This window comes from uncultured Jatrophihabitans sp. (assembly GCF_964252635.1).
Lineage (GTDB): Bacteria > Actinomycetota > Actinomycetes > Mycobacteriales > Jatrophihabitantaceae > Jatrophihabitans.
This window is the reverse complement of the sequence record NZ_CAXUNP010000011.1, coordinates 59340-80538: the sequence shown is the minus strand read 5'-3', so window position 1 is coordinate 80538 and position 21199 is coordinate 59340. Positions and strand designations below refer to the sequence as shown.

Below are 21199 nucleotides of genomic sequence, written 5' to 3'. Positions count from 1 at the left end.
TGGGTCGGTCAGTACGGGGTGGGCAGCGTCAGCGACGCGAGCCCCGCGGCGGCCGTCGGAGCCGGCGGCGCGATCGTCGTGACCTCGAAGTGCCGGTGCGCCGACGCCGACATCGGCTGCAGCAGCCGCGACGGGGTGTTCGACGTGTCGCCCGCGACGACGGTGTACGGGCCCTTGCCCCACGCGTTCCCGACCTGCGTGTTCGCCTTGATCATGAACTGCTTCGCGCCGTTGTCGATGTCGTCGACGTCGACGTAGGCGTTCGTGATGAAGGGGTACAGCCAGTAGCCGTACCGCTGATTCGTGCCGGCGCACTGGCCGGCGACGCCGGTCCACAGCTCGAGCGCGAACGCCGCGGCCGAGGGGACGCCGGACTGCTCCTCCCAGCCGGAGACCGCGTTCTGCCAGTCCAGGACGGCGGCGTCACCGGACAACAGCGGCAGCGCCGCGGTGTCGTTGGCCGAGAAGTCGATCTCCATGTCGAAGTCGAGGAGGCTGTTCTGGCCCTTGAGGAACAGGTCGACGGTGTCGTCGGCGCGGTTCTGCTTGATCTCGTTGCCGTTGTCCATGTTCTTCGCCGCCTTGAGGGTGACGAAGGACTGGGTGACGTACGAGGCGCCGGCGCCGCCGACGGGGTTGCCGCACTGGTCGAGCTTGGTGAGCCGCAAGGTGCGGCCGCGGACGGTCTGGAACCGGTAGGCGGTGGGTGCTGTGGGCATCGGGTTTCCTCCACTGGCGTGGAGCCCGGCTCATGACCCTTGGCTCTGATGTTGGGTTGAGGGTATGGAGCGGCGTCCGCCCCGAACCCGGGGTGCTTATTCGGCGTGCGCCTCGTCGTCGGCTTCGAGCGCGGCGACCTTGTCGGCCTTCTTCCCGCTGGTGGGGATGTGGTCGGCTTCCTCGCGGTCCACGTTGCGGGCCCCGATCTCGTCGTCGAGCTCCGCGACGGTCATCGCGTCGTAGCCGGTCAGCTCGTCGCTGTCGGCGTGCGCCTCGTCGTCGGCGTTGCCGTACCCCGCCTTCGCGGCGAGGTCGGCGGGAAGCCGGAACCCCATTCCGTTCTGGCCGTGGACCGTCTCCACCACCTCCGGCCGCTCACCCGCGTCCTCGGCGGCGCCGAGCAGCGCCTGCGCGGTGGCCTCGAGGTCGTCGTGGGCGGGGTAGATCTCGACCTGGTCGTCGTTCATGGCGGGTCCCTTCGCTACTTGGTGAGGTCGACCGAGACGGCGAACGTGGGTCCGTCGACGGTGAGGACGGTCGGCTGTTCGGCGAACACGTCCGCCTGGTTGGTGGTGCGGTTGAGCGCGGCGGCGAGGCCACCGGAGATGAACGGTCGGGCGCGGCGGGCGACGACGGTGCCGGTGGCGTACAGCCACGCGGTGCCCGCGGCGGGGGCGGCGGCTGAGGGGCCGGTGCCGTCGTAGCCGCCGCCGAACGCCCAGCGGGTGCCGAGCGCGGTCTCGAGGACGCCGAGGTCGCGTTCGTGGAGCTGCTGGTACCGGTCGGCCAGGGCGGCGACGTCGCGGGTGGAGTGGATGACGCCGCGGCCGGAGTAGGCGCTGGCGAGTGCCTTCTCGAGCGCGCCGATGGCGGCGACGAGCGACAGCCCGGTCCCGACCGTGTTGGACCCGCTGGCCGCGTTCAGGACCGGTGCGGCGCCGGTCAGCGGGGATCCGGTGGGGCCGCCCTGCCACAGCATCTGCTCGGCGGCGTGCTGCCACCCCGCCTCGAGGATCGCGAGCGCGCGGGCTTCGAGGAACGCTTCGGTGTAGCCCATGATCTTGCAGTCGACGCCCGCGTACACGCTGAACGGCGCGCCCTGCTCCGTCGCGACACCAGACGGCAGCGCGATCGTCCCGGCCTGGCAGGCGCCCGGCACGACCTGGGTGAGGTAGCTGGTGACGGGTTCGTACTGCACGCCGAGCTGCCAGTGGGGGTCACCGTCGGCCGGCGGCTCCTGGGCGACGGAGGCGAGGCCGTACCGGTAGGGCTCGATGTCGGGCGCTTCGACGAGCGCCAGCGGGTTCGGCACGGTCCTCGCGCTCCTTCCTGGGTCTGACCTGGCGTGACGGTTGCCTGGGGCGCCCGGCCGGCCGCACGGGGGGTCGGTCGGCCGGGCGCTGGATCAGACCTGGGTCGGGGTGCTGCCGGAGACGGTGACGACGCCGCCGGTGCCGCCGTTCGGGTTGGAGGCGACCTTGATGATCCGCGAGTCGAACCCGCGCTTGATCGTCAGCCGGCCCTGCTCCTGGAACAGCGCGACCTTCTTGTTCGCGGTCAGCAGCGTCGAGTCGTAGACCGCGTTGAGGTTGATCACCGGCTCGATCGCGCGGGCCCAGGTGCCGGCCGGGTACATCAGCACCTTGAACGTCTGCGGCCACGACAGGATCGGGGTGGCGCCGCCGAACCCGGTGGGGTTGACGCCGTCGACGACCGCGTCCTGCCAGTCGTAGACGTACTCGACGGAGCAGCCGAGCGCCGTGAACATGGCGTCGATCTGCGCGTCGGTGACGACGATGTCCTGCACGGTGCCCTCGTGGGCCCACAGGTCGCTGCGGAAGATGCCGCGGGCGAAGAACGGCAGCTTGACCTCGACGGACTGGCCGCGCGAGAGGCGGCCCTTGTACTTCATGTCCTCGATCTGCAGCGCGACGGCGCCGAGGACCGTCTTCAGCGCGCCGTACGCGGGCGGGGTGGGGGTGCCGCCGAACGCGGACAGGTCGACGGCGGTGGAGCCGGCGACGATGTCGGCGATCGTCTTGCCCGACACGTAGTGCTGAAACGCGATCTGCGCCTTCGCGATGAAGTCGGCGACCGCCTCCGGCCAGGCGTGCTCGAGCAGGATGCCGGAGGTGAGGTACAGGCCGTCGGCGACCATGCGGGCCGATTGGGTACCGGGGCACGGGACGTCGGCCTGCGGCTTCGGGGTGCCGGCGATCGCCTGGGTCTCGGTCTGGGTGAACATCTGCCCGGCGGACCAGACGGCGGTGAAGTCGGGGCCGGTGGCCCACTGCAGCCCGCCGCGCGGCGCGCTGATCTCGGGGACGGAGAGGAGCCCCTCCTCGGACATGAGGTTGAGCAGGTCGTACAGCGGCTGCGAGGGGGCGCACCAGCCGCCGGCGGCGACGAGCGAGCCGGAGCCCTTGCTGGTGGCGAGGCGAGACTCGTCGCAGGCGTGGTTCAGCTGCTCGGTGACGTCGACCTTGTTGCCGCGACCGGACGCCACGAGCGCGTCGTCCGGGGAGTCGATGCGGACGCGGGCGAAGTTGACCCCGTAGGAGCCGTCCTGCCCGTCGAAGGCGGCGGAGATGCCGGGGGCGCGGGACAGCCACGCCTCGCCGATCTGACGTTCGGTCAGCTCCTGGCCGGACGCGAAGCCGGGGACGTCGGCGGCGGCGACGAGCGACGCGCGGCCGGTGCGGGTGGCGGGGACGTTCGGCTGGCCGGTCGTCTTGGCGACGTCGCTGATCGACGGCACCTTCACCGGCTCCTGGCTCCCGGACGCGACGACCGCCTCGGCCGGGGCCGGGGTTGTCTCGACGACTGCGGCGGGGGCGTCGGTGCCGCCCTGCCCGCCGGCGTCGGGCGCCTCGGGCTCGTCGACCGTGTCGGCTGCGGCGGGGGTCAGCCGGTTGCGGAGCTCGTCGGCCTTCGTCTGCCGCTCCTGCGCGACAGCGGCGAGACCGTCGACGGCCTCCTTGCACGTCTCGGCCGCGGCAGCGAGCCACTCAGCCTGAGCGAACTCCTCGTCGGTGTAGTTGTCCTTCGACAGCAGCGCGATCGCACGCTCACGCGCGTCGGCCTCGAGCTCGGCCAGCACGGACGCGGACGCGTCGGTGGGCGGGGCGTAGGCGGTGCCGAGGTCGGTGATGTCGATGGTGTTCTTCTTCGCCACGGTGCACTCCGAGTGGTGTCGGGTGGGTGCCGCGGCTCAGGACCAGTAGTCGGCAAGGTCTGTGATCGGAAGGCTAAGAGCGGGCGTCCGGGAGGCTGGAGCGGTCGTCGATGGTGCGGACGCGGTTGCGCATGACGCTGGCCCTCGCGGGTGGTGTGGGTAGCGGGCCGTGCTGGTCGCTGGCCGGTAGCCCGCGGAACGGCCCGGTGCGGTGCTGGACGGCGATGACGCGGCGGCGCACGTCGACCGGGATGTCGTTGACGACGGTGGCGGGGTCGCGGCCGTTCAAGATCTCGGCGACGACGTAGGCCATGGCCCACACGTCGTCGTCGAGCCGCTGGCCGCGGTCACGGGTGGGTGGTGGTTGCGCCGCGTCGAGGATCTCGACGGGCGCGTGGTCGGTCACCGCGACGGCTGGGTGGTGCGGATGATCGTCCCCCTGCCGCCCGCCTTGGTGCGGGCAATCTCGGCGTCCGTCTTGGTCGCGAACGTGCGGACCTCTTCGCCGGGGACGTGGAGCTGGAACACGATCGCGTTGCCCGTCGACGTCCGGCCGCAACAGGCCACGTCAGTCCTCCCGCAGCGCGGCAGCGGCCGCAGCGACGAGCGCGTCCGAGACCACCTGCGACCGGTCGGTCTGGCCCGTCGAAGTCAGGTAGCGCAGCGCTTTGCGGGCGTCGACGGTGAGCCGCACCGTGAGGTCGCGGACATCCTCGGACTCGGTGGTGTTGGGGTTGGTGTCGGCGAAGTCGTCGGACACGAACTGTCCGCTCGCCGATGACCGGTCCCGGTCGTGGTCAGCCATTACTGGTGGTCCTTCCGCATCGGGTGCATGCCGGCGGGTCCGACATGAGGGTGGGGACGTGGTCGCAGCGGCGCAGCAGCGCCCGGGCCACGGCGAGCAGGCGACGCATCAGCCCTGGACGCGCGCGCGCAGCTTGTCCGCGCGTTCGGTCCGCAGCTTGTCGCGCAGCGCGACGCCGCGGGCGAGCCGGTCGACTCGGCGGCTCGCGACCTCGTCGAACGCCGACGCCAGCACCGCCACGTCCACGCTGGTGAGCTGCACCCCCGACGGGAGCGTCACTCCCCCAGTCGTCTCCGGCTCCGCCTCGGCAGCGGGTGCCCGCACGATGCCGGCGGCGATCAACGCCATGGGGCGGCCGTCGGCTGCGAGGGCCGCGCGGGGGGTGAGCTGGAACCCGGCGGTGTTGACGGACAGCGCGCCGACCAGTTCCCGCTGGCCGGCGATCGGCCGCCAGTCTCCCGAGAGGTCGTTGCGACGCAGGGCGGCGATCTGCGAGCCGGTGGCATGCGGGACAAGCGCGCCAGTGACCTGGATGCCGTGGTCGTCCTCGTGGACACGGACGACAGCCGCGGCGGCGCCGGCGTTGTCGTAGTGCTCGACGGCGGCTTGCCACCCCGCGCTGAGGTCGTTGAGGTGGCCGCCTCCTACCGTCAGCTTGCCGACGGGCAGCATCCCAGCGTCCGTCTTGACCTCGCCGACGTGGAAGTAGGCGTAGCCCGACGGTGAGCTGGGCGGGTTGACGCATTCGGCGAACGACAGGTGGCACGTGCCGGACTCGGCGAGATGGCCGAAGACGCGACCTTCCTCGGTGATGGTGAGGTGGGTCGGGCCGTCGAGGGCGACCGGCTCGAACCAGGCGGCGGGGTAGACGTGCTCGTCGGCCAGGCCCGGGAACAGTGGCGCGGCCGCGACGACCGCCGCATCGTCGGTGTCGTCGCCGGTGGGTGCGAGGGCGGTGACGGGCACGGTAATCGGGTCGGGGTCGGCCGGGTCACCCACGGCGTCGTCATCGCCGTAGGCGTCCTCGGCCGGAACGACGGTGACGGTCTGCTCGTCGGGGTCGATCGACTGGACGGTGCCGTTGACGGTGCCGCCGTCCTGCGTAACGGTCACCTCGTCACCCACCTTGACCACCGTTCCGTCGGGGAAGGTAACGGCGTCGGCCGTGACGGTCGGGTCCTGCGGCGACGCGCCGTCGGCGATGACGGTCCCGACCTTCGGGTCCATGGACGGCGCCGGGACGGGCTCGAGCTCCGCCTGGGCGGCGGGGTCGAGCAGAGGCGCGACCGTCTGGATGCGGGTGCCGCCGAACGCCGGGTCCGCCACGAGGGTGGCGCCCATGAACTCCCACTCTTCGATGACGGCGATGACGTCGCCCTCGGGGCCGTCGTACAGCATCGGGTCGATCGCGACGACGGTGCCGTCGGGCTGCCGGGCGCCGTAGGTGACGACGGTGGGGCCGGTGTCGCCTGACACCATCCCGAGCTCCCCTTCGACGCGGGCGGCGGCCTCGACGACGTCGTAGATCGCGACGGGGTCGAGGTAGTCGCCGGTGCCGTACAGGACGCCGTCGCGGACCTCGGCGGTGAGGATGCGGCCAACGACCACGGTGGTGCCGGCCACCTCCCCGCCGTGGGTGCCCTCCCGCTGGTACGAGAGCGGCAGCGGCAGGTCGCGGATGGTGAGGCCGGCGGAGGCGTAGATGCGGCCGTCGCCGGTCTGGGTGTCGAGCTGGACGAGCGGGCCGGCCCACTGGGTGCCGTCGGGGTAGCTGCTGGTGTCGGGCACGGCCTGGTCGTCGGCGCCGGTGTCGTCGACGGTGCTGGTGGGTGTGGTCACGGGTGCCTCCGTTGCTGCCGTCACGGCGGGTGCCGGGCTGCTGGTGATGTCGATCTGCTGGTCGCCCCAGCTGAGGACGAGCCGGTCGAAAGTGAGCTGGGTGCCGACGACGCCGTCGGGGATGACGGCCGGGTCGTTGCTGTAGGCGACCGTCGTGTGGGCGAGCCAGATCGGGAACGCGGCGTCTTCGTCCACGAGCGAGGCGATCGCGTCCGACACCCCGTCATGCAGGCTGGCGAGGTCTGCGGACTGGACGAGCAGCACGGCGGCGGGTTCGCGTTCGTCGTCTCCGTCGTCGTTCAAGACCGCGGTGCCGAACGCATCCGCCGAGAGGGGCAGCAGGTCCGCGAGCGGGGCGAGCGCGTCGACCACCGACTGCCGCACCGTGTCCGACGCGTCGCTGATGTCGGCGATGTAGCCGAGGGTGACGTGGAAGCCGGGCCAGTCGGGTTCGGGGACGTGGGGCCCGACCAGCCGCGCGACGTCCGTCTGGTTGAGGACCGCCATGATGGCCGCGGACGTACTGGTGTCGCTCGCGGCGGTCAGGGCGGGCTGGTCGGGCACGGGCACGATCGTCCGCAGCAGCGTCCGGGCGGCCCGGCCGCAGGGAAGTCGGCCGGGACGCCCGTGACAGCTACTCGTCCCGGCCGAACGCGGCGTCTCGGGCGCGCCGGACTGTCTTGATCAACCGGTTGCAGCCCTCGCGGTTGAGCGTTGACCAGACTCCGGTGTAGCTCGGGCTGCCAGGCACGGGCTGGCTGGCCTCGACGATGTTGAGGATGGCTCGGCCCCACGACGCCGCCGCGTCTGACGTCTGCGGCTCGGCCGCACCGATCTGCCGGGCTACCTCAGTCCCGATGCGTTCCATGCACTTCGGGTCGCCGTACAGCACCGACACGAGCGAGAAGCCCGCTGCCTGCTCGACACCGACCTGCACTTCGCCGTCCTGTCGCCACCCGACGCGCACGTCGTACTGGCCGGCCTGGTCCTGGATCGTTTCCTTGGGCATCGCGCCCACCTCCGTCACGGAGAGACTTCCGGCGTCACGCCGGCTCGCGACAGATGCTCCGCAGCAGCGTCCGGTCAGACGGCGTGGCCTGCGCCGAGCAGCTCGAGCGCAGCGGCGAGATCGTCCAACGTGTGAGGTTGCATCGACACCAGCAACCCGCGGCAGTAGTCGTACAGCACCCGCGACCACGCGTCGGCGTCGACGGGCAGCTGCCACCGGTCCGCGATCTCCGCAGTCATGGGGAACGCGTCCTCGAGGACGTGGCCGTGGCGGGCGGCGGGGATCCGGAACCGCTCGTAGGCGCGGTGCTTCGGGATATTGAGGGTGGCGGAGCGTCGGCGGAGGTCGCCTGGTAGGCCGCGGATCGCGGCGCGCTCCAAGGCGCGGACGACGAGACCGTCGGACAGGGCCAGCAGCGCGCTCATGTGAAGGACGTCCAGCTAGCGTTGGTGATGGTCGCGGTCGTAGTCACACCGTTGGACGTGAAGCCGACATGCACGAACACTTGCTGCGGGGGTCGCCGCGGCCGAGGTGGCGGCGCCGCTACTTCTGGCTCCGGCTCGTCGACACGGCATAGACCGTGCCTGGTCTCTAGCTTGGCGATCATCTCTCGCGCGTTGTCCCGCTCGTGTTCGGGTGTGGCCGGATGCTCGACCAGCGCCCACAGTGACCGCAGTCGCCGGACCGCACGCTCCTGCTCGGGACTCATGAGGTGACCGCCCACAGCGCGAGCCCGACCGCGGCGAGAGCCAGGCCGAGCGCGAGGCAGACGGCGCCGATCAGCCACTCGGGGATTTCGCGGGTCCGGGCCAGGTCGGTCAGGACGTCGTCGCGGCGGGTGCTGTCCATCCAGGACCGGATGGACCCGCTATCAGCGTGGGCCCGGCCGCCCTTCGCGTCAGGCTCGGACCGCCACGACGGGCGGCCGTCGTCGTGGTTCGGCTGCGCGCACCCTGGGCACCGCTCCCACACGGTCCCGGCCGCCCGCACCTGCAGCGGCAAATCCGGGTCAAACGTCGGCGCCTCGGTCACGGCGTCACCGGGGGTGCTGGCGGCGCGGTGGGCCGGGGCGGCGGCTGATGCGTGTCGGTCGTGGACGGCGGCTCGATCGCCCGCTGGACGTCGCTCTGGTCAGGCGCGGCCGGCGCATCCGGGCTCGTCCCGGCCGGGACGACCGGAACCGTCAGCTTGAACCCGGGGAACAGCTGCTGCAGCATCGGCAGCAGCTCGGCCAGCGTGTCGGGGTTGCCCCGCGCGAGGACCGTCAGCACGAGCCGGCGGGCACGTTCGATGTTGCCGGCCGCGTCGCGGTCGGGGTCGAACCCGAGGACCTCGAGGAACTTCCGCTCCGACAGCGCACCCTCGCCGTAGGCCTTGACCGCGTTGTCGACCTCGATGTCGGCGAGCATCGCGGACACGTCGAACGCGATCGCGAACAGCTTCGGGTCCAGCCCGGCGAACCGCAGCGCAGGGCGGAGCCAGAACCGGGTGTACGCGTCGGCCGGCACCGACAGCAGCGACGACAGCGGCCCCTTCACGAACGACTCGTCGAGATTCCACGCGGACCAGTGGTTCGTGGTCCCGATCCCGAGGAGCCGTTCCGGGGGCATGTCCATGCCGATCGCGAGGCGGCGGACGGCGGCGTCGCGCAGCGTCTGGGCTTCGGTGATGACGTCGCGGACGAACTGGAACGGGTCCTTGATCTTGTCGAGCAGCTCGTCGGGGATCATCGCGATGATCGGCGCGAGCGCGGCCGGCGACTGCGGATCCGAGATGGCGGTGACCATGGCGGTGGCGATCTTCCGCAACCACGCGTCCGCGCCGCCGCCGGTGCCGGGAATCTCGGCGCCGGTCTCGTCACGGTCGGGCGGCAGCTGCGCGGACTGCGGCAGCAGCCACACCCCGGCGGTGGCGAGGCGGGACCGGATGGACGCCATGATCTGCGCCGACAGGCCGGCGATCTCACGTAGCGGGTCGAGCGCAGCGCGGGACGGGGAGTCGGCCTGCCACCGCCACCGTGGGTGCGGCTGCCACACCCGGAACAGCAGCTCGCCGGGTTGCAGGGTGCGGCGGGTCGTGTCCAACCGGGTCACCTGGATCGTCGACCCGGTCTTGCTCACCTCGGCGGCCGACAGGGTCTGCCACGGGTCGTCGTCGATGTCCGCGCCCTCGGAGGCGAGGACGTAGTACTCACCCGGGACGGTGAGGTGCTGCGCCGCCGCCCGCTGCGCCTGCGCTTGGCCGACGCGGCCACCGAACATAGCGGCGCCGATCGCGCCGGCGGTCGGGTTGTCCGTTGGATCCTGGCCGAGCTCCCCAGACTGCGGGTCGACGTCGACGACGATCATGACGGCGCGGGAGAACGCCTCCGCCATGTCGGTGACGGCCCGGTGCAGTTCGGGGCAGGAGTCGTAGTGGTCCCACGCCTCGTTCTGCCACGGCGACGCGCCCCACAGCGGCTGCGCGGGTGGGTTGGTCACGTCGACGTGGACGGCGGCGGCGGTGAGGTTCGACGGTGGCCGGGTCGCGGCGGCGGTGAGGCTGGTGTCCGTCGGGCTCGGCACGAGGGTCAGGTGTCGGCGTCGTTCGAGCGCGGGGACGCGGAGCGTGACGGTGCGGGTGGGCTCGGCCATCAGTCGTCCTCGAGGCCGGCGAGCAGCGCGGTACCGTGCGACGCGGTCAGGGCGAGCAGCGGGATCTGCACCCACCACGCCCCGGGCCACAGCCAGACGGCCACGGACACCGGGGCGGCGAGCCAGATGGAGGCGCACCAGCGGCAGTGGATCAGGTACACGATAGGGTCGCTGTCGTCCCGGTCGTCGTGGCCGTCGAGGCGGCGGGCGACGATCCACGCCCGGACCGGCTGCGTCACGACGTCCTTGGTCACCAGCCGAGTGAGGCGGGCGACCGCGAACACCGTCAGCACGACCAGCAGCCACGTGGGGATCGACACGCGCCGATCGTCCCGACCAGCGTCCGAAAGCTACCTAGGCAGCCGCATCGGGATGTTCGGGATCGAGCCGAGACCGGCGAGCACGGCGGGTGACGCCATCTGTGTCGGGCCGCGGTTCCCGCCGAGCAGCCGGGTCAATGCCTGGGTCGCGGCGTCGACCTGGTCGTCGTGGGTGACGTTCGGGAACGCGGCCGCTTCCTCGACGAACCCCTCGACCCACGACGCGAGCCGCTCAGTCGGGATCAGCACATGCCGCGACTCAACGAACGGGGTCACGGCGATCGCCCGAGCGGTCTTCGAGTCACGGCCCGGGTCGACCGGCACCAGCCCCGTCACGGTGGACTGCAGCTGGTTGATCACCGCCGGCCCGTTGGCCTTGTCCTCGACCAGCTTCCGCAGAGCCTGCGGCCACCGGCTGGTCATCTCACGGACCGCGTCGAGGGTGCGGGAGAACGACATCCGGTCCCGGACCTGGTCCAGCAGGACGGCGTCGAGCCCGAACCGGGCCCACACTTGCCCGACGACGTAGTCGGACGCTTTCGTGTCCTTGAACGCCATGTCCCACGACTGGATGACCTCGTCGGCGCCGGGGCAGTGCCAGGTGCCGTCGTCGCGGAGCACCGCGCGGGGCTGGTCGTAGCGGACCCAGTGGGCCCGCTTGAACATGTCACCTTCGACCGGCGCGGGTCGGCCTTGGTACAGCGACGCGAACGTCCGCTCCCCGACGGAGGCGCGGATCTGCTGCCACTGCTCGGGGGTGCGGCCGCGGGCGGACTCGAGCCACTCCCCTGGTTCACGACCGAGCAGGTCGACCTCGCCTTTCGCGGGGTCGTGGTTGGCCAGCGCGGGGATGTTGACCAGCTCCCAGCCTTCGACGTTGTTCGCGAGCAGCCGGCCGGCGAGGTCGTCCTCGTGCCAGCGGGTCAGGATCAGCACGACGAACGCGCCGGGTGACAGGCGGGTGCGGGCGACGTCGGTCCACCACTCCCACACCGCCTTGCGGTACGCCTCGGACTCGGCCTGCGCGCGGTCCTTGATCGGGTCGTCGATGATCAGCCCGTCGATCGGTCGGCCGGTGAGGGCGCCGCCGATGCCGACGGAGTAGACGCCGCCGCGGTGCCCGGCGAGGGTCCATTCGTTCGCGGCGGCGGTGTCGCGGGAGATCGCGAGCTCGAGGTCCCGGCCGTGGGTCTGGATGTCGCTGCGCACGGCGCGGCCGAGCCGGCGGGCGATGGTGAACTCGTACGACGCGAGACCGAGCCGCAGTTCCGGGTTCCGCTTCAGCAGGTAGGTCGGGAACCGGCGGGACCCGCGCTCGGACTTCCCCTCCTGCGGCGGCATGGTGATGATCAGGCGGGTGATCTCGCCGTCGGCGACGCGGACGAGTTGCCGGTCGATGACGTCGAGCGCGGGCGTCTGCACCGTGTTGGGGTCGAGGACGCGGGCGACCTGGCCGGGGCTGTTCCAGTTGCCGAGGGTGATGGTTTCCATCCGGTCGGCGAGCCGGTCGAAGAACGTCGTCATGCCGCGTTGCCGGGCAGTAGCCGGAGGCGGCGGACGATCTCGGTCGTGACCTCGGTGCGGACGTCGGGGTCGGGGATGAGCGCGAGCCCGTCACGGACGGCGGCGAGGACCCCGGTCAGCTGCGCTTCCTCGATGGCGGCGTGCCGCTCGAGGTAGTTCGACTTGACCAGCGCTTCGCAGAACCGGCCGGTGAGGGCGAGGAACTCCTGGTACTTCGTGGACCAGGCCATGACGGCGTCGACGTCGGTCGCCTTATTGAGCCGGTCGACGATGTTGCGGCGCACCTGGTCGGCTTCCCCGCCGAGGCGGGCGAGGGTGGCGATGGGGTCGAGGATCGGTTCCGGGTTGTCCGGCACCAGCTTGGCCAGCGACGCCGCGGCTCTGGCTTCGGCGGTGCGGCGGCGGGCGGCGGCTTTCGCGTTCGTGGATCCGCCGCCGTGGGAGCCGCACACCTCGAGCCCGGCGATGGGGTCCTTGATGCAGGGGCCGCCGGGGTCGCGGTCGTTGTTCTGCCCGACGTGACCGGTACAGGCCTGGTGTCCCTTCCTGGTGAGGTGCTGCCGGCCGCACCGGTCGCAGACCGGGACGTCGTCGGGCGGCCGTCGGTCGGTCATGGCTGGTTCGCGATCTCGAGCAGCACGTCGGCGTGGCACGGCCGGTCGAGTGGACACCAGCATGCGAGGTCGTGACCAGCGAGCTCGGCTAGACCGCGCTGCCACTCCTCGGCGTAGGCGCGGTCGGCTGGCATGTCGTCTGGGTTGATAGTGATGCGCGCTCGGACATCTTGGGCGAACAGCTCGACGGCCATCTCGGCGTTGAGGCGTGCGGTGCCCTCGAAGATGAGGCCATCGACGTCGATGCCGTGCACGCCGACCGGTTCTCCGATCTTGAACGGGTTGCCCCACTTCGACGGTCTGGCCACGACGATGGCCCCGTCGGGTTTGCGCCAGCCCTTGGTGCGGCGCAGCTGGATCCGCCGCGGCCCGCTCATCGTCCCCTCGCGCTGGCGAGGAGCACGGCGACTTCGGTCCTTGAGTAGCCGATGTGCTGGCTGATGCGGTCGAGGCCCCATCCGCGTTCGCGGGACAGGCGGAGGATCAGCCACGCCCGTTCCCGCTTGGACAGCTGGACGCGTTGGCCTTGCATGGCGCGGTCGACGGCAACGTTGTCGATGACCCCGTCGTCGGGTCGCAGCACGGTGCAGCAGCCGGGCATCTAGGCCTCCATCAGGTCGAGCAGCGACAGCTGCCCTGGTTCGATCATGGCGGGTGGTGTCGAGTAGAGCCGCCCGAACACGGCGGTGAACGCGGTCATGGTGTCGTCGTGGGTGTCTAGCTCGGCGTGCCAGGGCCGATATCGGCCGGCCCAGATGCCGGTGGCTGCGGGGCCGAGCGCGTCGGCCTGCGCGGCGCACGCGGCCTGGGCGGGGCAGGCGCGGCAGAACCACACCGCGATCGTGCGTTGCCGGGTGGTGGCGTCGTGGTCCCACCAGTGCGGGTCGGCGCCCGGGTCGCGGCACAGCGCGCCGGTGAACGGGTCAGCCGCCATGGTCGGCTTCCCAGGGTGGGACGGGTGTGCGGTCGAGGGCGTCGCCGAGGCGTTCGGCGATGCGCCGATAGTGCCGGCCTTGCGCGCCGGAGCCGTGGTCGGCGGCGGTGAGGAGCGCGTCGACGATGCGGGCGCCGTCGCGTGGGTCGATGAGGGTGACGGTCAACGGTTGGCCGACGGCGGCGGCGTGGGCGTAGACGGCGCGCGGGCGGGCGTTAGCCTCGTATTCGTCGCGGTCGACGTCACCGGCGCGGACAGCGGCGGGCAGGTGGCCGTTGTGCCACGCCTGGTCGTTGTGCGGGCACTGGTACGGCGCGAGCCGGCCCTCGCCGTGGTAGTTCCGGGCGGCCTGCCGCGCCAGTTTCCGCGACGGATACGACCGCTTCCCGCACCTCGAGCAGCGGCCGACCGACGAGCGGGCCTGCTCCTGCTGCGTCCGCTGACCCATCCTGTGACCCGTCACCAGAGCACCTCCTGCTCGTCAGGCACGGTGTCGGCGTACAGCTCGGCCGGGTCGCGTCCGATGCCGGAGCCCGTCGGGTGGGCGGATTGGCAGCGGCACGGGTGGACGCACTGGCACCAGTCGCCGGGCTGTCCGCAGTCGGCGCAGTGGCCGGTGCGGGCGTGCCAGGCGAGAGCGTCGGCGCGCTGGGTCTCGCGTTCGTCGCGGGCGGCTTCCCGCTGGTGGTCGCGGTGCGCCCGGGTGAGGGTGTTCGCGATCGCTTGCCACGGCCGGGACGCGGACCAGCCGCCACACGAGCAGGTGGCTTCGATGCCAGCGAGGGTGCCGTCGCTGGGTGACCACACCGTCTTCGTGAACATCTCGTGCGCCCTCACAACAGCACCTGCTCGATGGGTTCGACGACCACCCGCACCCCTGCCGTCGCCCTCGCGTAGTGCTTGACGGCGCGGAGGTCGACGACGCGGGAGTCGTCGGTGATCACGGTCCCGGTCAGAGCGTCCAGCACGGCACGCGACAGCTTGTCGACGTCCGGCCGCACAGCGGGCCACACGCGACGTTTCGGGATCGACGGCGGCCGCGGCAGGTAGAAGTCCAGCCGGACCGCGACGGGCCCGTCGAGCTTCACCGCGCTCTCGAGCCGCATCGTCGCCGCGGCGCCGGCGGTGACCGCGGCCCGCCACGCCTTCAACCGCGGATTGTCCGAGGTGAGGATCGCTCGGTCGCCACGCACGAACGCCTGCATGCTGCCCTGCGGGATCGCCTCACCGAGGACGTCGAACGCGATCGCCGTGGACGTCGCGGCCGTCATCGCTCGTCCTCGTCGTCCCACTGGTCACCCAGCTGACGGGCAACCCACGCCGACAACCAATTCCACCAACGGCGCAACGCGTTCATGTCTGGTCCTCGGGAGAACCCGAACCAGCAGCGGCGCGGGCGGTCGGACAGGGCCACGCCGCCTGAGTCCCCTCGGTGCAGGTCACGCAAGTGCCGTCGTCCGGGTAGTGCTCGGCCCGCACTTTGTTGAGTCGTGCCTCGGCAGCGTCAGCCCGAGCCACCGCAGCGTCCCGCTGCCCGGTGACGTCACCCAGCACCTCCGACAGTCCCTCGATGAACTCCGCGACAAGCGGGTGGGTGTTCCGGATCTGCTCCACCTCGACCGCCGAAAGCGGCGCCCGGCTGATGGGTGTGGTGGTCACGCTGGCCTCCGGGCTCATGCGGTCACGTCCGCGGTGTCGGGCTGGTCGGGGTGGGTTCGTGCGAGGGCGTCGCGGAACGCCTGGCGGGCGTTACTGCGTTCGCGGGCGGTGGCTGTTGGGTCGGCTTCGGCTGCGTCTCGTGCGGCTCGGATGTCGGCGAGGACGGCGGCGGTGTCGCGTTGTTCTTCGGCGGTTTCGGCGGCGCGTTGGGCTGGGGTGGGGTTGCCGTCGATGTCGAAGAGGGTGACGTCCGCGCCGGTGAGGAGTCGTTCGATGTGGGCGAGGTATTGAAGGGGGACGGCCCAGCCTTCGCCTGCGATGAGGACGGCCCAGCGTTTGCGTTTCATCATGTCGGTGATGGGGGGTTTGAATCCGAGGAGGACGGCGTTTCCGGTGATGCGGTCGACGCGGTATCCGACGCGCCAGGGGCCGAAATCGTCGTCGAGGATGGGCTGGTGGGCTGCTTGGGCGGGCGGGTTTTCGCGCGCGTCAGCAGAACCGTTCGTTCGAGCGTTAGGTGAGTCAGATGGGTGTTGTTCGGTAGGTAGGTAGGTGGGATAGGTAGGTGGCGTCGCGTACTGCGCCCGTTCGTGCGCGCGCACATCGGTTGCACGTGACGCCGCACGTTCGCTGTCGGTGCGCTGCTGGTTCGTCACTTCGTGCCCTCTCCGTTACGCAGCTTCCGCATCCGTTCACGGGTGGCGGCTCGCCGCTTGTCCTTGTCGATCTTCAGGTCGTTCCAGTCGCCGTAGTCGTGGAACAGGTAGTAGCCGCGCGGGACTGGTGGGCACGGCTTTTTCTCGTCGTCCGGGTCACGGGGGCAGGGGTGGTTCTCGTCGTGCCACAGCTCGGAGGTGAGGAGCCAGTCGGCTTCCTTGCGGGTGCCGCCGAGCTCTTCGACCTGGCCGGCGGGGATGAGCCCGTCCTGGGAGTGTTTGTCGGACCAGGAGCCGGCGAACGTCCAGAGCGCGATCGCGCCCTTGCGTGCGGCGCCGCGGGGGATGCTTTTGACCTTGAGCGAGTCATAGAAGCCGTCGTCGACACGGAACATCAGGCTGGGGTCTCCTCTGGTTCTGGGTCGGTGTCCTGCTCGAGCTGTCCTGCTGCGCGGCGGAGCCGGTAGAGGAGGAGTGCGGGTGCGTTGGCGGGGTTGCGCCAGCCGATGCCCTTGGCGACGGTCTGGGCGAGCTGCCGGGGTGTGTGGGTCTCGCATGCGGTGCGGATGAGGGCGATGGATTCGTAGTCGAGCCGCAGGTGCGTGCGAGCCGCCGGGGTGAGGGCGTTGCTGAACTGCCTCACCGGGTCGTCCTCAGGCCGCGTCATGCCGAGCTCTCGAGGTCAACCGGGAACAGCATTGGGGCAGAGGCGTCGTCAGCGGCGCGGGTCAGGTTGGCGCAGGCGACGCGCCAGTACTCGGGTTTGAGTTCGAGGCCGACGAACTGGCGCCCGCGCCGGATGGCGCCGACGCCTTCGGATCCGATGCCGGCAAATGGGCTGAGGACGGTCTCGCCGCGGTTGGACCAGAGGCGGATGGCGCGGTCGATGAGGTCGAGCTGTAGCGGGCAGATGTGCCGCTCGTCGCGGTCCGCCTTGGCCACGGCGGTGTTGAGGGTGTTGGTCTCGCGGATGTCGAGCCACACCGGCGAGGCCCATTTGATCCACTCCTCGTTGGTGCATTCGGCCTTGATCGGTACCGCGTTGTCGCCTGGCTTACGGAACATGATCAGGTAGTCGGCGAGCGCTGGGCGGGTCATGGATGAGTCGCGGCGCAGGGTGACGAACAGCAGCGATTGGCTCTTGGTGCGAATGGCCTGGGCCTGCGGATCTTTCGAGATGGTGACCTCGCCGTGGTAGATCCACCCGTTGTCGAGGAACTCGGCGATGACCTGGCCACGGAAGTCAGAGAGGCCGATTACCCCGTGGATGACCTTCTGCTGGGTGATTTGCTGGACGTGGATGGCGGCGAGCCGGCCTGGCTTGGTGACGCGCAGCTGCTCGCGGATGATGAACCCGTAGTGGCGGAAGAACTCATCGCGGTCGCGGCTGTTAGACAGGTCCCGCGGGCTGGGTGAGTAGTTGTAGAGCTGCGCGAACGGCGGCGAGCAGATTGAGAAATCGATCGAGTCATCCGGCAGTTCGGCGAGTCGTTCGCAAGAGTCGCCGAGCATCATGCGCCAGTCGGAGCCGGTCGCGTCGTCGGTGACGTACAGGTCGGTGTCGTTCATGGGTGCTCCTGGGCGGTGCGCTGGGCGGCGATGAGCTTGTCGAGCGCGGTGCGTGCGGTCGCTTCCTTGCGGGCGACGTTGGACGCGATCTGGTGCTCGAGCTCGGACAGGACTATGTGCACGTCGACGGGTCGGGTCTGGCCGTAGCGCCAGCATCGGCGGATGCACTGGTAATAGGCCTCGTAGCTGTCGCCGAGGCCGACGAATGCCATGCGGGCGCAGTGCTGCCAGTTCATGCCCCAGCCGGCGACGGACGGCTTAGTGATGAGGGTGGGGATGCGGCCGTCGGTGAAGTCGAGCAGCGCGGCGGCTTTGCGGTCTGCCGGCATTGCGCCGTGGACGTTGACGGCGCCGGGGATGGCGGCGGTCAAGGCGTCAGCTTCGTCGTTGAGGCCGCACCACAGCAGCCACGGCTCGTCCGGCTCGCCGGCGACGAGGTTGACGGTGGTGCGGACGCGCGCGGCGAGGGTCTCGCGGCGCACCTTGGCCCGGCCGGAGACGCCGCCGAGCTCGGCCGCGAACAGCTCCCCGTCGCCGGCGACGTTCACGGGTAGCAGGTGAGGACGCAGGTCCAGAGCGGGCAGCGCGTATCCGCTGTCCGGGTAGCCCAGATCGGACGGGGTGCGACATGCGAGCGCCCACGATGCGACCCACTGCCACATGGCCGTCTCGGCGTGGCCGCGCACGCGCCAGCCGCGGGTCAGGTCTGTGATGAAGTAGGTCGAGAGCATGTTGCGGCGGGTGGCGATGCCGAGGAACTCGGCGTGGTTCGCGAGCTCGGTCAGGTCGTTGGGTGCGGGCGTGGCGGTGCAGCACAGCCGGTACGGAGTGGCGCGGAACGCGTCGATGAGCTGGTCCCGCGTCTTGGTGGTGACGTCCTTGAGCACGCTGGACTCGTCCAGCACGACGGCGTGAAACGTGCTGGAGTCGAATAGATGGAGGCGGTCGTAGTTGGTGATCGTCAGCCGGCCCGCCTGGCTCTGGTCGGCGGCATAGGTGAGCTCGAGGCCCATGGCGTGGGCTTCGCGGATGGTTTGCTGTGCCACCGCGAGCGGAGCGAGGATGAGCGCGCGGCCGTCGGTCGGCGTCATGCGGTCGGCCCACGCGAGCTGCATGCGGGTCTTGCCGAGCCCGGTGTCAGCGAAGATCGCGGCACGACCGCGGCGCACGGCCCACGCCACGATGTGTCGCTGGAAGTCGAACAGGCTGCCGGGCAGGTCAGCCGGCGAGCACGAGAAGCCGTACTCCGGGACCGTCGATCGCTTCTCGGCGAGGAAGTCGGCGTAGCTCACACCCACGTTCGCCCCGTCTCGAGCACGAGCGCCACGTGGTCGGGTACGCGCCAGGCGCCGAGGGCGCCGCGGCAGTCGATGGGTGGGCAGGGGCGTGGGTTTTCGAGGACGAGGTGGACGATGCTGAGTTGCCGTATGCCGGCGGCGTCGACGTAGGAAGCCTCGCCCCAGGGTTCGCAGCACTGGTCGGCTTCCCAGTGGACGTCGGTCACGTCGACGGTGCCGATGATGGCGCCGCGGACGTCCCACCCGGTGGGGAGTGGGCGGTCGGTGATGTCGGGGACGGTGAGGGCGCCGCGGTCGGACCAGCGTTGCCCGGCGTGGATCGCGACGCGGGAACGTTCGAGGCAGCGCCACGTCGACAGTCGGGTGCGGTTCTCCACGTTTTTCCGGGGACTGGCGTGAAAGATCGCGGCAGCCCATGGTTGTTGAACCGTCACGGCGCGCATCAGACGGTCACCGTCTGCGGGTACTGGTCCCAGGTGCGGCCGTCGAGCTCGCGGCCGTTGGCCTTGGGTGTGCGGCCGCCCCATTGCTTGAACAGGAAGGCCACGCCGGCGGCCTCGCACTGGTCGCGGAGCGCGCGAGCCCAGGCGGGATCCATGGGCCGGGCTCCGTGGCCGGACTCGCCGCCGGCGATGACCCAGTCGACGTAGGCCGGCCGCGGCATGCCCTGCTCGCTGGCCATCTTGCGCACCGCTGCGCGTAGAACCTGGGCTAGCGCGGCATGGTCCTCGGTGGTGGTGCCGGTGTAGCTGCAGAGGTTGGCGGCCGGCACGAGCCAGGACGGGTCGAGACGCACCGGGCCGAGCAGCGGTTCGCAGGATAGGAATCGGACGGCGGCTGGGGTGTCGAGCAGGGCGGGGATGCGGATGTCGGCCCACTGCTGCGTCTCGACCGAGACACCCAGCCAAACGTTCGGCAGCGGCCAGTCGGCGACGTGCGAGCTGTCCAGACCCCGACGGACGGTGAGCTTCTCGTCTTGGTCGCGGACGAGCGCGAACTGCGCGCCGGCGGTGTACTGCACCATGTAGGTGAACGCGGGGTCGGACAGCAGCGACCGCATGCGCCCGTGCCGCTTCGTGAGCAGCTGGAAGGTGTGCCGTGGTGACAGGGCCATGACGGCGAACACGCGGGCGATGAACTCGTCGGGGACGTCGTCGTGGAACAGGTCGCTCATCGAGTTGACAAACACCCGCCGCGGCCGCTTCCAGCGCAGCGGGATCTCAAGCCGCTCGGGCCGGAGAGTGAGGTCGAAGCCGTTCTCGAAGTGGTGGCCGAGCGTGCCACGCCACCGTTCGGCGAACGTCTCGGCGTAGCAGTGGTCGCAGCCGGCCGAGACCTTGGTGCACCCGGTGACCGGGTTCCATGTCTCGTCGGTCCACTCGATCGTCGTGCTCATGAGGCGGTCCTGTTCGGGTGCTGGTAGCGGCGGTGTGACCCGCGGGCGTAGGCGGTCTCGGCGACATGGCTGCAGCCCGGTTCGGTGCAGGGGAAGTCGCCGCGCTCGACGGTGGTGTGGCGCGGCCCGTGCTGGACACGGGGAGGCCGCGGTAGCGACAGGCCGCGGCTGCGCAGCATCTTGTGTCGTTCACGCTCGCTTGCTCCGCCCCCGACGCCATGCCGTTCGCCGTGGGTGAGGGCGTACTCGAGGCACTCCACCTGAACGTCGCAGCTGCGGCACACCGACTTTGCTGGTCGGGTGCCCTCGCCCTTCTCGGGAAACCAGAGGTCGGGGTCGACCGAGGCGCAGGCGGCGCCGTGGAACCAGTCGGGCTGGTCGACGCCGAGGAGGTTCGCGACGGTGACGGTCATGCCGCGTCCTGGCGGGCTCGGGCGCGGTACCGGTTCACGAGCCTCGTGTAAGTGTGAAGCCGTTCGGCTGTCTCGTGTACCCCGACGCCCATGTCCTGCAGCGTGACGATCGCGTGCGACAGCTCGGCCCTGGTGAGGGTGACGCGGCGGCCGGCGATGGCCTCGGCGATCGCGACGTAGTCGAGGACTTCCGGGTTCTCGGTGGTCTCCGGGCTCGACGGGTCCGACAAGAACATCTCGGTGGTGTCGTCGGTGTCGACGTCGCCGGGTTCCCATTCCAGCGGCAGGAGGTAGCCGAGCCGGCGTGCCTTGCTGCGCTGCCGGTTGGCCTGCGGCCCGGTGGCGAGCTTGTCCCACCGGTCCCGGAACGCGGAAGCGACGGCGTCCGCGGTGAAGACGTGCACGGTGGTGTGGACGACGTCGGTGCGGAGGTTGCAGACGTGCGACGGGGACAGGCCAGTCGCGGCGGCGACCTCGCTGGCGGTGTAGCCGAGCGCCATCAGCGACTGCAGCCGCAGGCGGGTGTCGCGTCGTGGGACGTACAGGTGCTCGGTCTCGCGCCAGTCGCCGCCGTCGGCATAGCTGGCCAGCGCGTAATGCTTCGCCATACAGCAGCGGATGCAGCGGCACCCGTC

Annotated in this window: 31 protein-coding genes; all 31 read right to left on the bottom strand. The window is 70.8% G+C overall.

The genetic code is table 11. The features are described 5' to 3' along the window. Window positions 1-8: 8 nt before the first annotated feature. The 31 genes from ACFFCA_RS07420 to ACFFCA_RS07270 all read right to left on the bottom strand — a co-directional run bounded on the left by ACFFCA_RS07420 (window position 9) and on the right by ACFFCA_RS07270 (window position 21172). The gene (locus ACFFCA_RS07420) at window positions 9-719 is read right to left on the bottom strand and encodes a hypothetical protein (protein ID WP_375483321.1); all 711 of its coding nucleotides are present in this window, start codon (window positions 717-719) and stop codon (window positions 9-11) included. A 96-nt stretch (window positions 720-815) separates the two neighbouring features. Further along, complete coding sequence (locus ACFFCA_RS07415) at window positions 816-1187, bottom strand: SAP domain-containing protein (RefSeq protein WP_375483319.1); 372 nt, start codon at window positions 1185-1187, stop codon at window positions 816-818. 14 nt (window positions 1188-1201) lie between these two features. Beyond that, window positions 1202-2032, bottom strand: coding sequence for a hypothetical protein (locus ACFFCA_RS07410; RefSeq protein WP_375483317.1), 831 nt, complete (start codon window positions 2030-2032; stop codon window positions 1202-1204). Window positions 2033-2125: 93 nt separating this feature from the next. Beyond that, window positions 2126-3895: a major capsid protein gene (locus tag ACFFCA_RS07405; protein WP_375483315.1), complete on the bottom strand. Its 1770-nt coding sequence runs from the start codon at window positions 3893-3895 to the stop codon at window positions 2126-2128. Window positions 3896-3968: 73 nt separating this feature from the next. Continuing rightward, entirely contained in the window at window positions 3969-4301 is a 333-nt protein-coding gene (locus ACFFCA_RS07400; RefSeq protein WP_375483313.1) for a hypothetical protein, read from the bottom strand. Next, window positions 4298-4462 (bottom strand): hypothetical protein, encoded by a 165-nt coding sequence (locus tag ACFFCA_RS07395; RefSeq protein ID WP_375483311.1) that lies wholly within the window; start codon window positions 4460-4462, stop codon window positions 4298-4300. Before ACFFCA_RS07395 ends, ACFFCA_RS07400 begins: the two co-directional genes overlap by 4 nt. 1 nt (window position 4463) lies before the next feature. Continuing rightward, window positions 4464-4700 (bottom strand): hypothetical protein, encoded by a 237-nt coding sequence (locus tag ACFFCA_RS07390; RefSeq protein WP_375483310.1) that lies wholly within the window; start codon window positions 4698-4700, stop codon window positions 4464-4466. Window positions 4701-4808: 108 nt separating this feature from the next. Further along, the gene (locus ACFFCA_RS07385; protein ID WP_375483308.1) at window positions 4809-7103 is read right to left on the bottom strand and encodes a hypothetical protein; all 2295 of its coding nucleotides are present in this window, start codon (window positions 7101-7103) and stop codon (window positions 4809-4811) included. Between the two features lie 70 nt (window positions 7104-7173). Then, entirely contained in the window at window positions 7174-7566 is a 393-nt protein-coding gene (locus tag ACFFCA_RS07380) for a hypothetical protein (RefSeq protein ID WP_375483306.1), read from the bottom strand. A 56-nt stretch (window positions 7567-7622) separates the two neighbouring features. Next, window positions 7623-7973: a hypothetical protein gene (locus ACFFCA_RS07375; protein ID WP_375483304.1), complete on the bottom strand. Its 351-nt coding sequence runs from the start codon at window positions 7971-7973 to the stop codon at window positions 7623-7625. Window positions 7974-8253: 280 nt separating this feature from the next. Next, entirely contained in the window at window positions 8254-8397 is a 144-nt protein-coding gene (locus ACFFCA_RS07370) for a hypothetical protein (RefSeq protein WP_375483303.1), read from the bottom strand. Between the two features lie 179 nt (window positions 8398-8576). Further along, entirely contained in the window at window positions 8577-10181 is a 1605-nt protein-coding gene (locus tag ACFFCA_RS07365; protein WP_375483301.1) for a hypothetical protein, read from the bottom strand. Beyond that, window positions 10181-10501 carry a DUF1360 domain-containing protein gene (locus ACFFCA_RS07360; RefSeq protein WP_375483299.1) on the bottom strand — a complete coding sequence of 107 codons (321 nt, stop codon included), beginning with the start codon at window positions 10499-10501 and terminating at the stop codon, window positions 10181-10183. The genes ACFFCA_RS07365 and ACFFCA_RS07360 overlap by 1 nt, the downstream gene beginning before the upstream one ends. 30 nt (window positions 10502-10531) lie before the next feature. Next, the gene (terL, locus tag ACFFCA_RS07355; protein WP_375483297.1) at window positions 10532-12025 is read right to left on the bottom strand and encodes a phage terminase large subunit; all 1494 of its coding nucleotides are present in this window, start codon (window positions 12023-12025) and stop codon (window positions 10532-10534) included. Continuing rightward, window positions 12022-12639, bottom strand: a complete 618-nt coding sequence (locus ACFFCA_RS07350) for a hypothetical protein (RefSeq protein ID WP_375483296.1) — start codon at window positions 12637-12639, stop codon at window positions 12022-12024. The genes terL and ACFFCA_RS07350 overlap by 4 nt, the downstream gene beginning before the upstream one ends. Next, window positions 12636-13016, bottom strand: a complete 381-nt coding sequence (locus tag ACFFCA_RS07345; RefSeq protein ID WP_375483294.1) for a DUF4326 domain-containing protein — start codon at window positions 13014-13016, stop codon at window positions 12636-12638. The genes ACFFCA_RS07350 and ACFFCA_RS07345 overlap by 4 nt, the downstream gene beginning before the upstream one ends. Beyond that, window positions 13013-13240: a hypothetical protein gene (locus tag ACFFCA_RS07340; RefSeq protein WP_375483292.1), complete on the bottom strand. Its 228-nt coding sequence runs from the start codon at window positions 13238-13240 to the stop codon at window positions 13013-13015. Before ACFFCA_RS07340 ends, ACFFCA_RS07345 begins: the two co-directional genes overlap by 4 nt. Then, on the bottom strand, window positions 13241-13573 hold the full coding sequence (locus ACFFCA_RS07335; RefSeq protein WP_375483290.1) for a WhiB family transcriptional regulator: 333 nt from the start codon (window positions 13571-13573) through the stop codon (window positions 13241-13243). Then, on the bottom strand, window positions 13563-14036 hold the full coding sequence (locus ACFFCA_RS07330) for a hypothetical protein (RefSeq protein WP_375483288.1): 474 nt from the start codon (window positions 14034-14036) through the stop codon (window positions 13563-13565). The genes ACFFCA_RS07335 and ACFFCA_RS07330 overlap by 11 nt, the downstream gene beginning before the upstream one ends. Further along, window positions 14033-14410, bottom strand: coding sequence for a hypothetical protein (locus ACFFCA_RS07325; protein ID WP_375483286.1), 378 nt, complete (start codon window positions 14408-14410; stop codon window positions 14033-14035). Before ACFFCA_RS07325 ends, ACFFCA_RS07330 begins: the two co-directional genes overlap by 4 nt. Next, window positions 14407-14844, bottom strand: a complete 438-nt coding sequence (locus tag ACFFCA_RS07320) for a RusA family crossover junction endodeoxyribonuclease (protein ID WP_375483284.1) — start codon at window positions 14842-14844, stop codon at window positions 14407-14409. Before ACFFCA_RS07320 ends, ACFFCA_RS07325 begins: the two co-directional genes overlap by 4 nt. Window positions 14845-14926: 82 nt before the next feature. Continuing rightward, the gene (locus ACFFCA_RS07315) at window positions 14927-15250 is read right to left on the bottom strand and encodes a hypothetical protein (RefSeq protein WP_375483282.1); all 324 of its coding nucleotides are present in this window, start codon (window positions 15248-15250) and stop codon (window positions 14927-14929) included. Beyond that, window positions 15247-15888 (bottom strand): hypothetical protein, encoded by a 642-nt coding sequence (locus ACFFCA_RS07310; protein ID WP_375483280.1) that lies wholly within the window; start codon window positions 15886-15888, stop codon window positions 15247-15249. Before ACFFCA_RS07310 ends, ACFFCA_RS07315 begins: the two co-directional genes overlap by 4 nt. Continuing rightward, window positions 15885-16283 carry a hypothetical protein gene (locus ACFFCA_RS07305; protein WP_375483278.1) on the bottom strand — a complete coding sequence of 133 codons (399 nt, stop codon included), beginning with the start codon at window positions 16281-16283 and terminating at the stop codon, window positions 15885-15887. Before ACFFCA_RS07305 ends, ACFFCA_RS07310 begins: the two co-directional genes overlap by 4 nt. After that, the gene (locus ACFFCA_RS07300) at window positions 16283-16531 is read right to left on the bottom strand and encodes a hypothetical protein (protein WP_375483276.1); all 249 of its coding nucleotides are present in this window, start codon (window positions 16529-16531) and stop codon (window positions 16283-16285) included. Before ACFFCA_RS07300 ends, ACFFCA_RS07305 begins: the two co-directional genes overlap by 1 nt. A gap of 20 nt (window positions 16532-16551) precedes the next feature. After that, a complete protein-coding gene (locus tag ACFFCA_RS07295; RefSeq protein WP_375483275.1) occupies window positions 16552-17457 on the bottom strand; it encodes a DNA-methyltransferase in 906 nt (301 codons plus the stop codon). After that, a complete protein-coding gene (locus ACFFCA_RS07290) occupies window positions 17454-18749 on the bottom strand; it encodes an SNF2-related protein (protein WP_375483273.1) in 1296 nt (431 codons plus the stop codon). Before ACFFCA_RS07290 ends, ACFFCA_RS07295 begins: the two co-directional genes overlap by 4 nt. After that, window positions 18746-19198, bottom strand: coding sequence for a hypothetical protein (locus ACFFCA_RS07285; RefSeq protein WP_375483271.1), 453 nt, complete (start codon window positions 19196-19198; stop codon window positions 18746-18748). Before ACFFCA_RS07285 ends, ACFFCA_RS07290 begins: the two co-directional genes overlap by 4 nt. Then, window positions 19198-20151, bottom strand: coding sequence for a DUF5131 family protein (locus ACFFCA_RS07280; RefSeq protein WP_375483269.1), 954 nt, complete (start codon window positions 20149-20151; stop codon window positions 19198-19200). The genes ACFFCA_RS07285 and ACFFCA_RS07280 overlap by 1 nt, the downstream gene beginning before the upstream one ends. Continuing rightward, complete coding sequence (locus ACFFCA_RS07275) at window positions 20148-20564, bottom strand: WhiB family transcriptional regulator (RefSeq protein ID WP_375483267.1); 417 nt, start codon at window positions 20562-20564, stop codon at window positions 20148-20150. Before ACFFCA_RS07275 ends, ACFFCA_RS07280 begins: the two co-directional genes overlap by 4 nt. After that, window positions 20561-21172, bottom strand: coding sequence for a hypothetical protein (locus ACFFCA_RS07270; RefSeq protein ID WP_375483265.1), 612 nt, complete (start codon window positions 21170-21172; stop codon window positions 20561-20563). The genes ACFFCA_RS07275 and ACFFCA_RS07270 overlap by 4 nt, the downstream gene beginning before the upstream one ends. Window positions 21173-21199 lie beyond the last annotated feature (27 nt).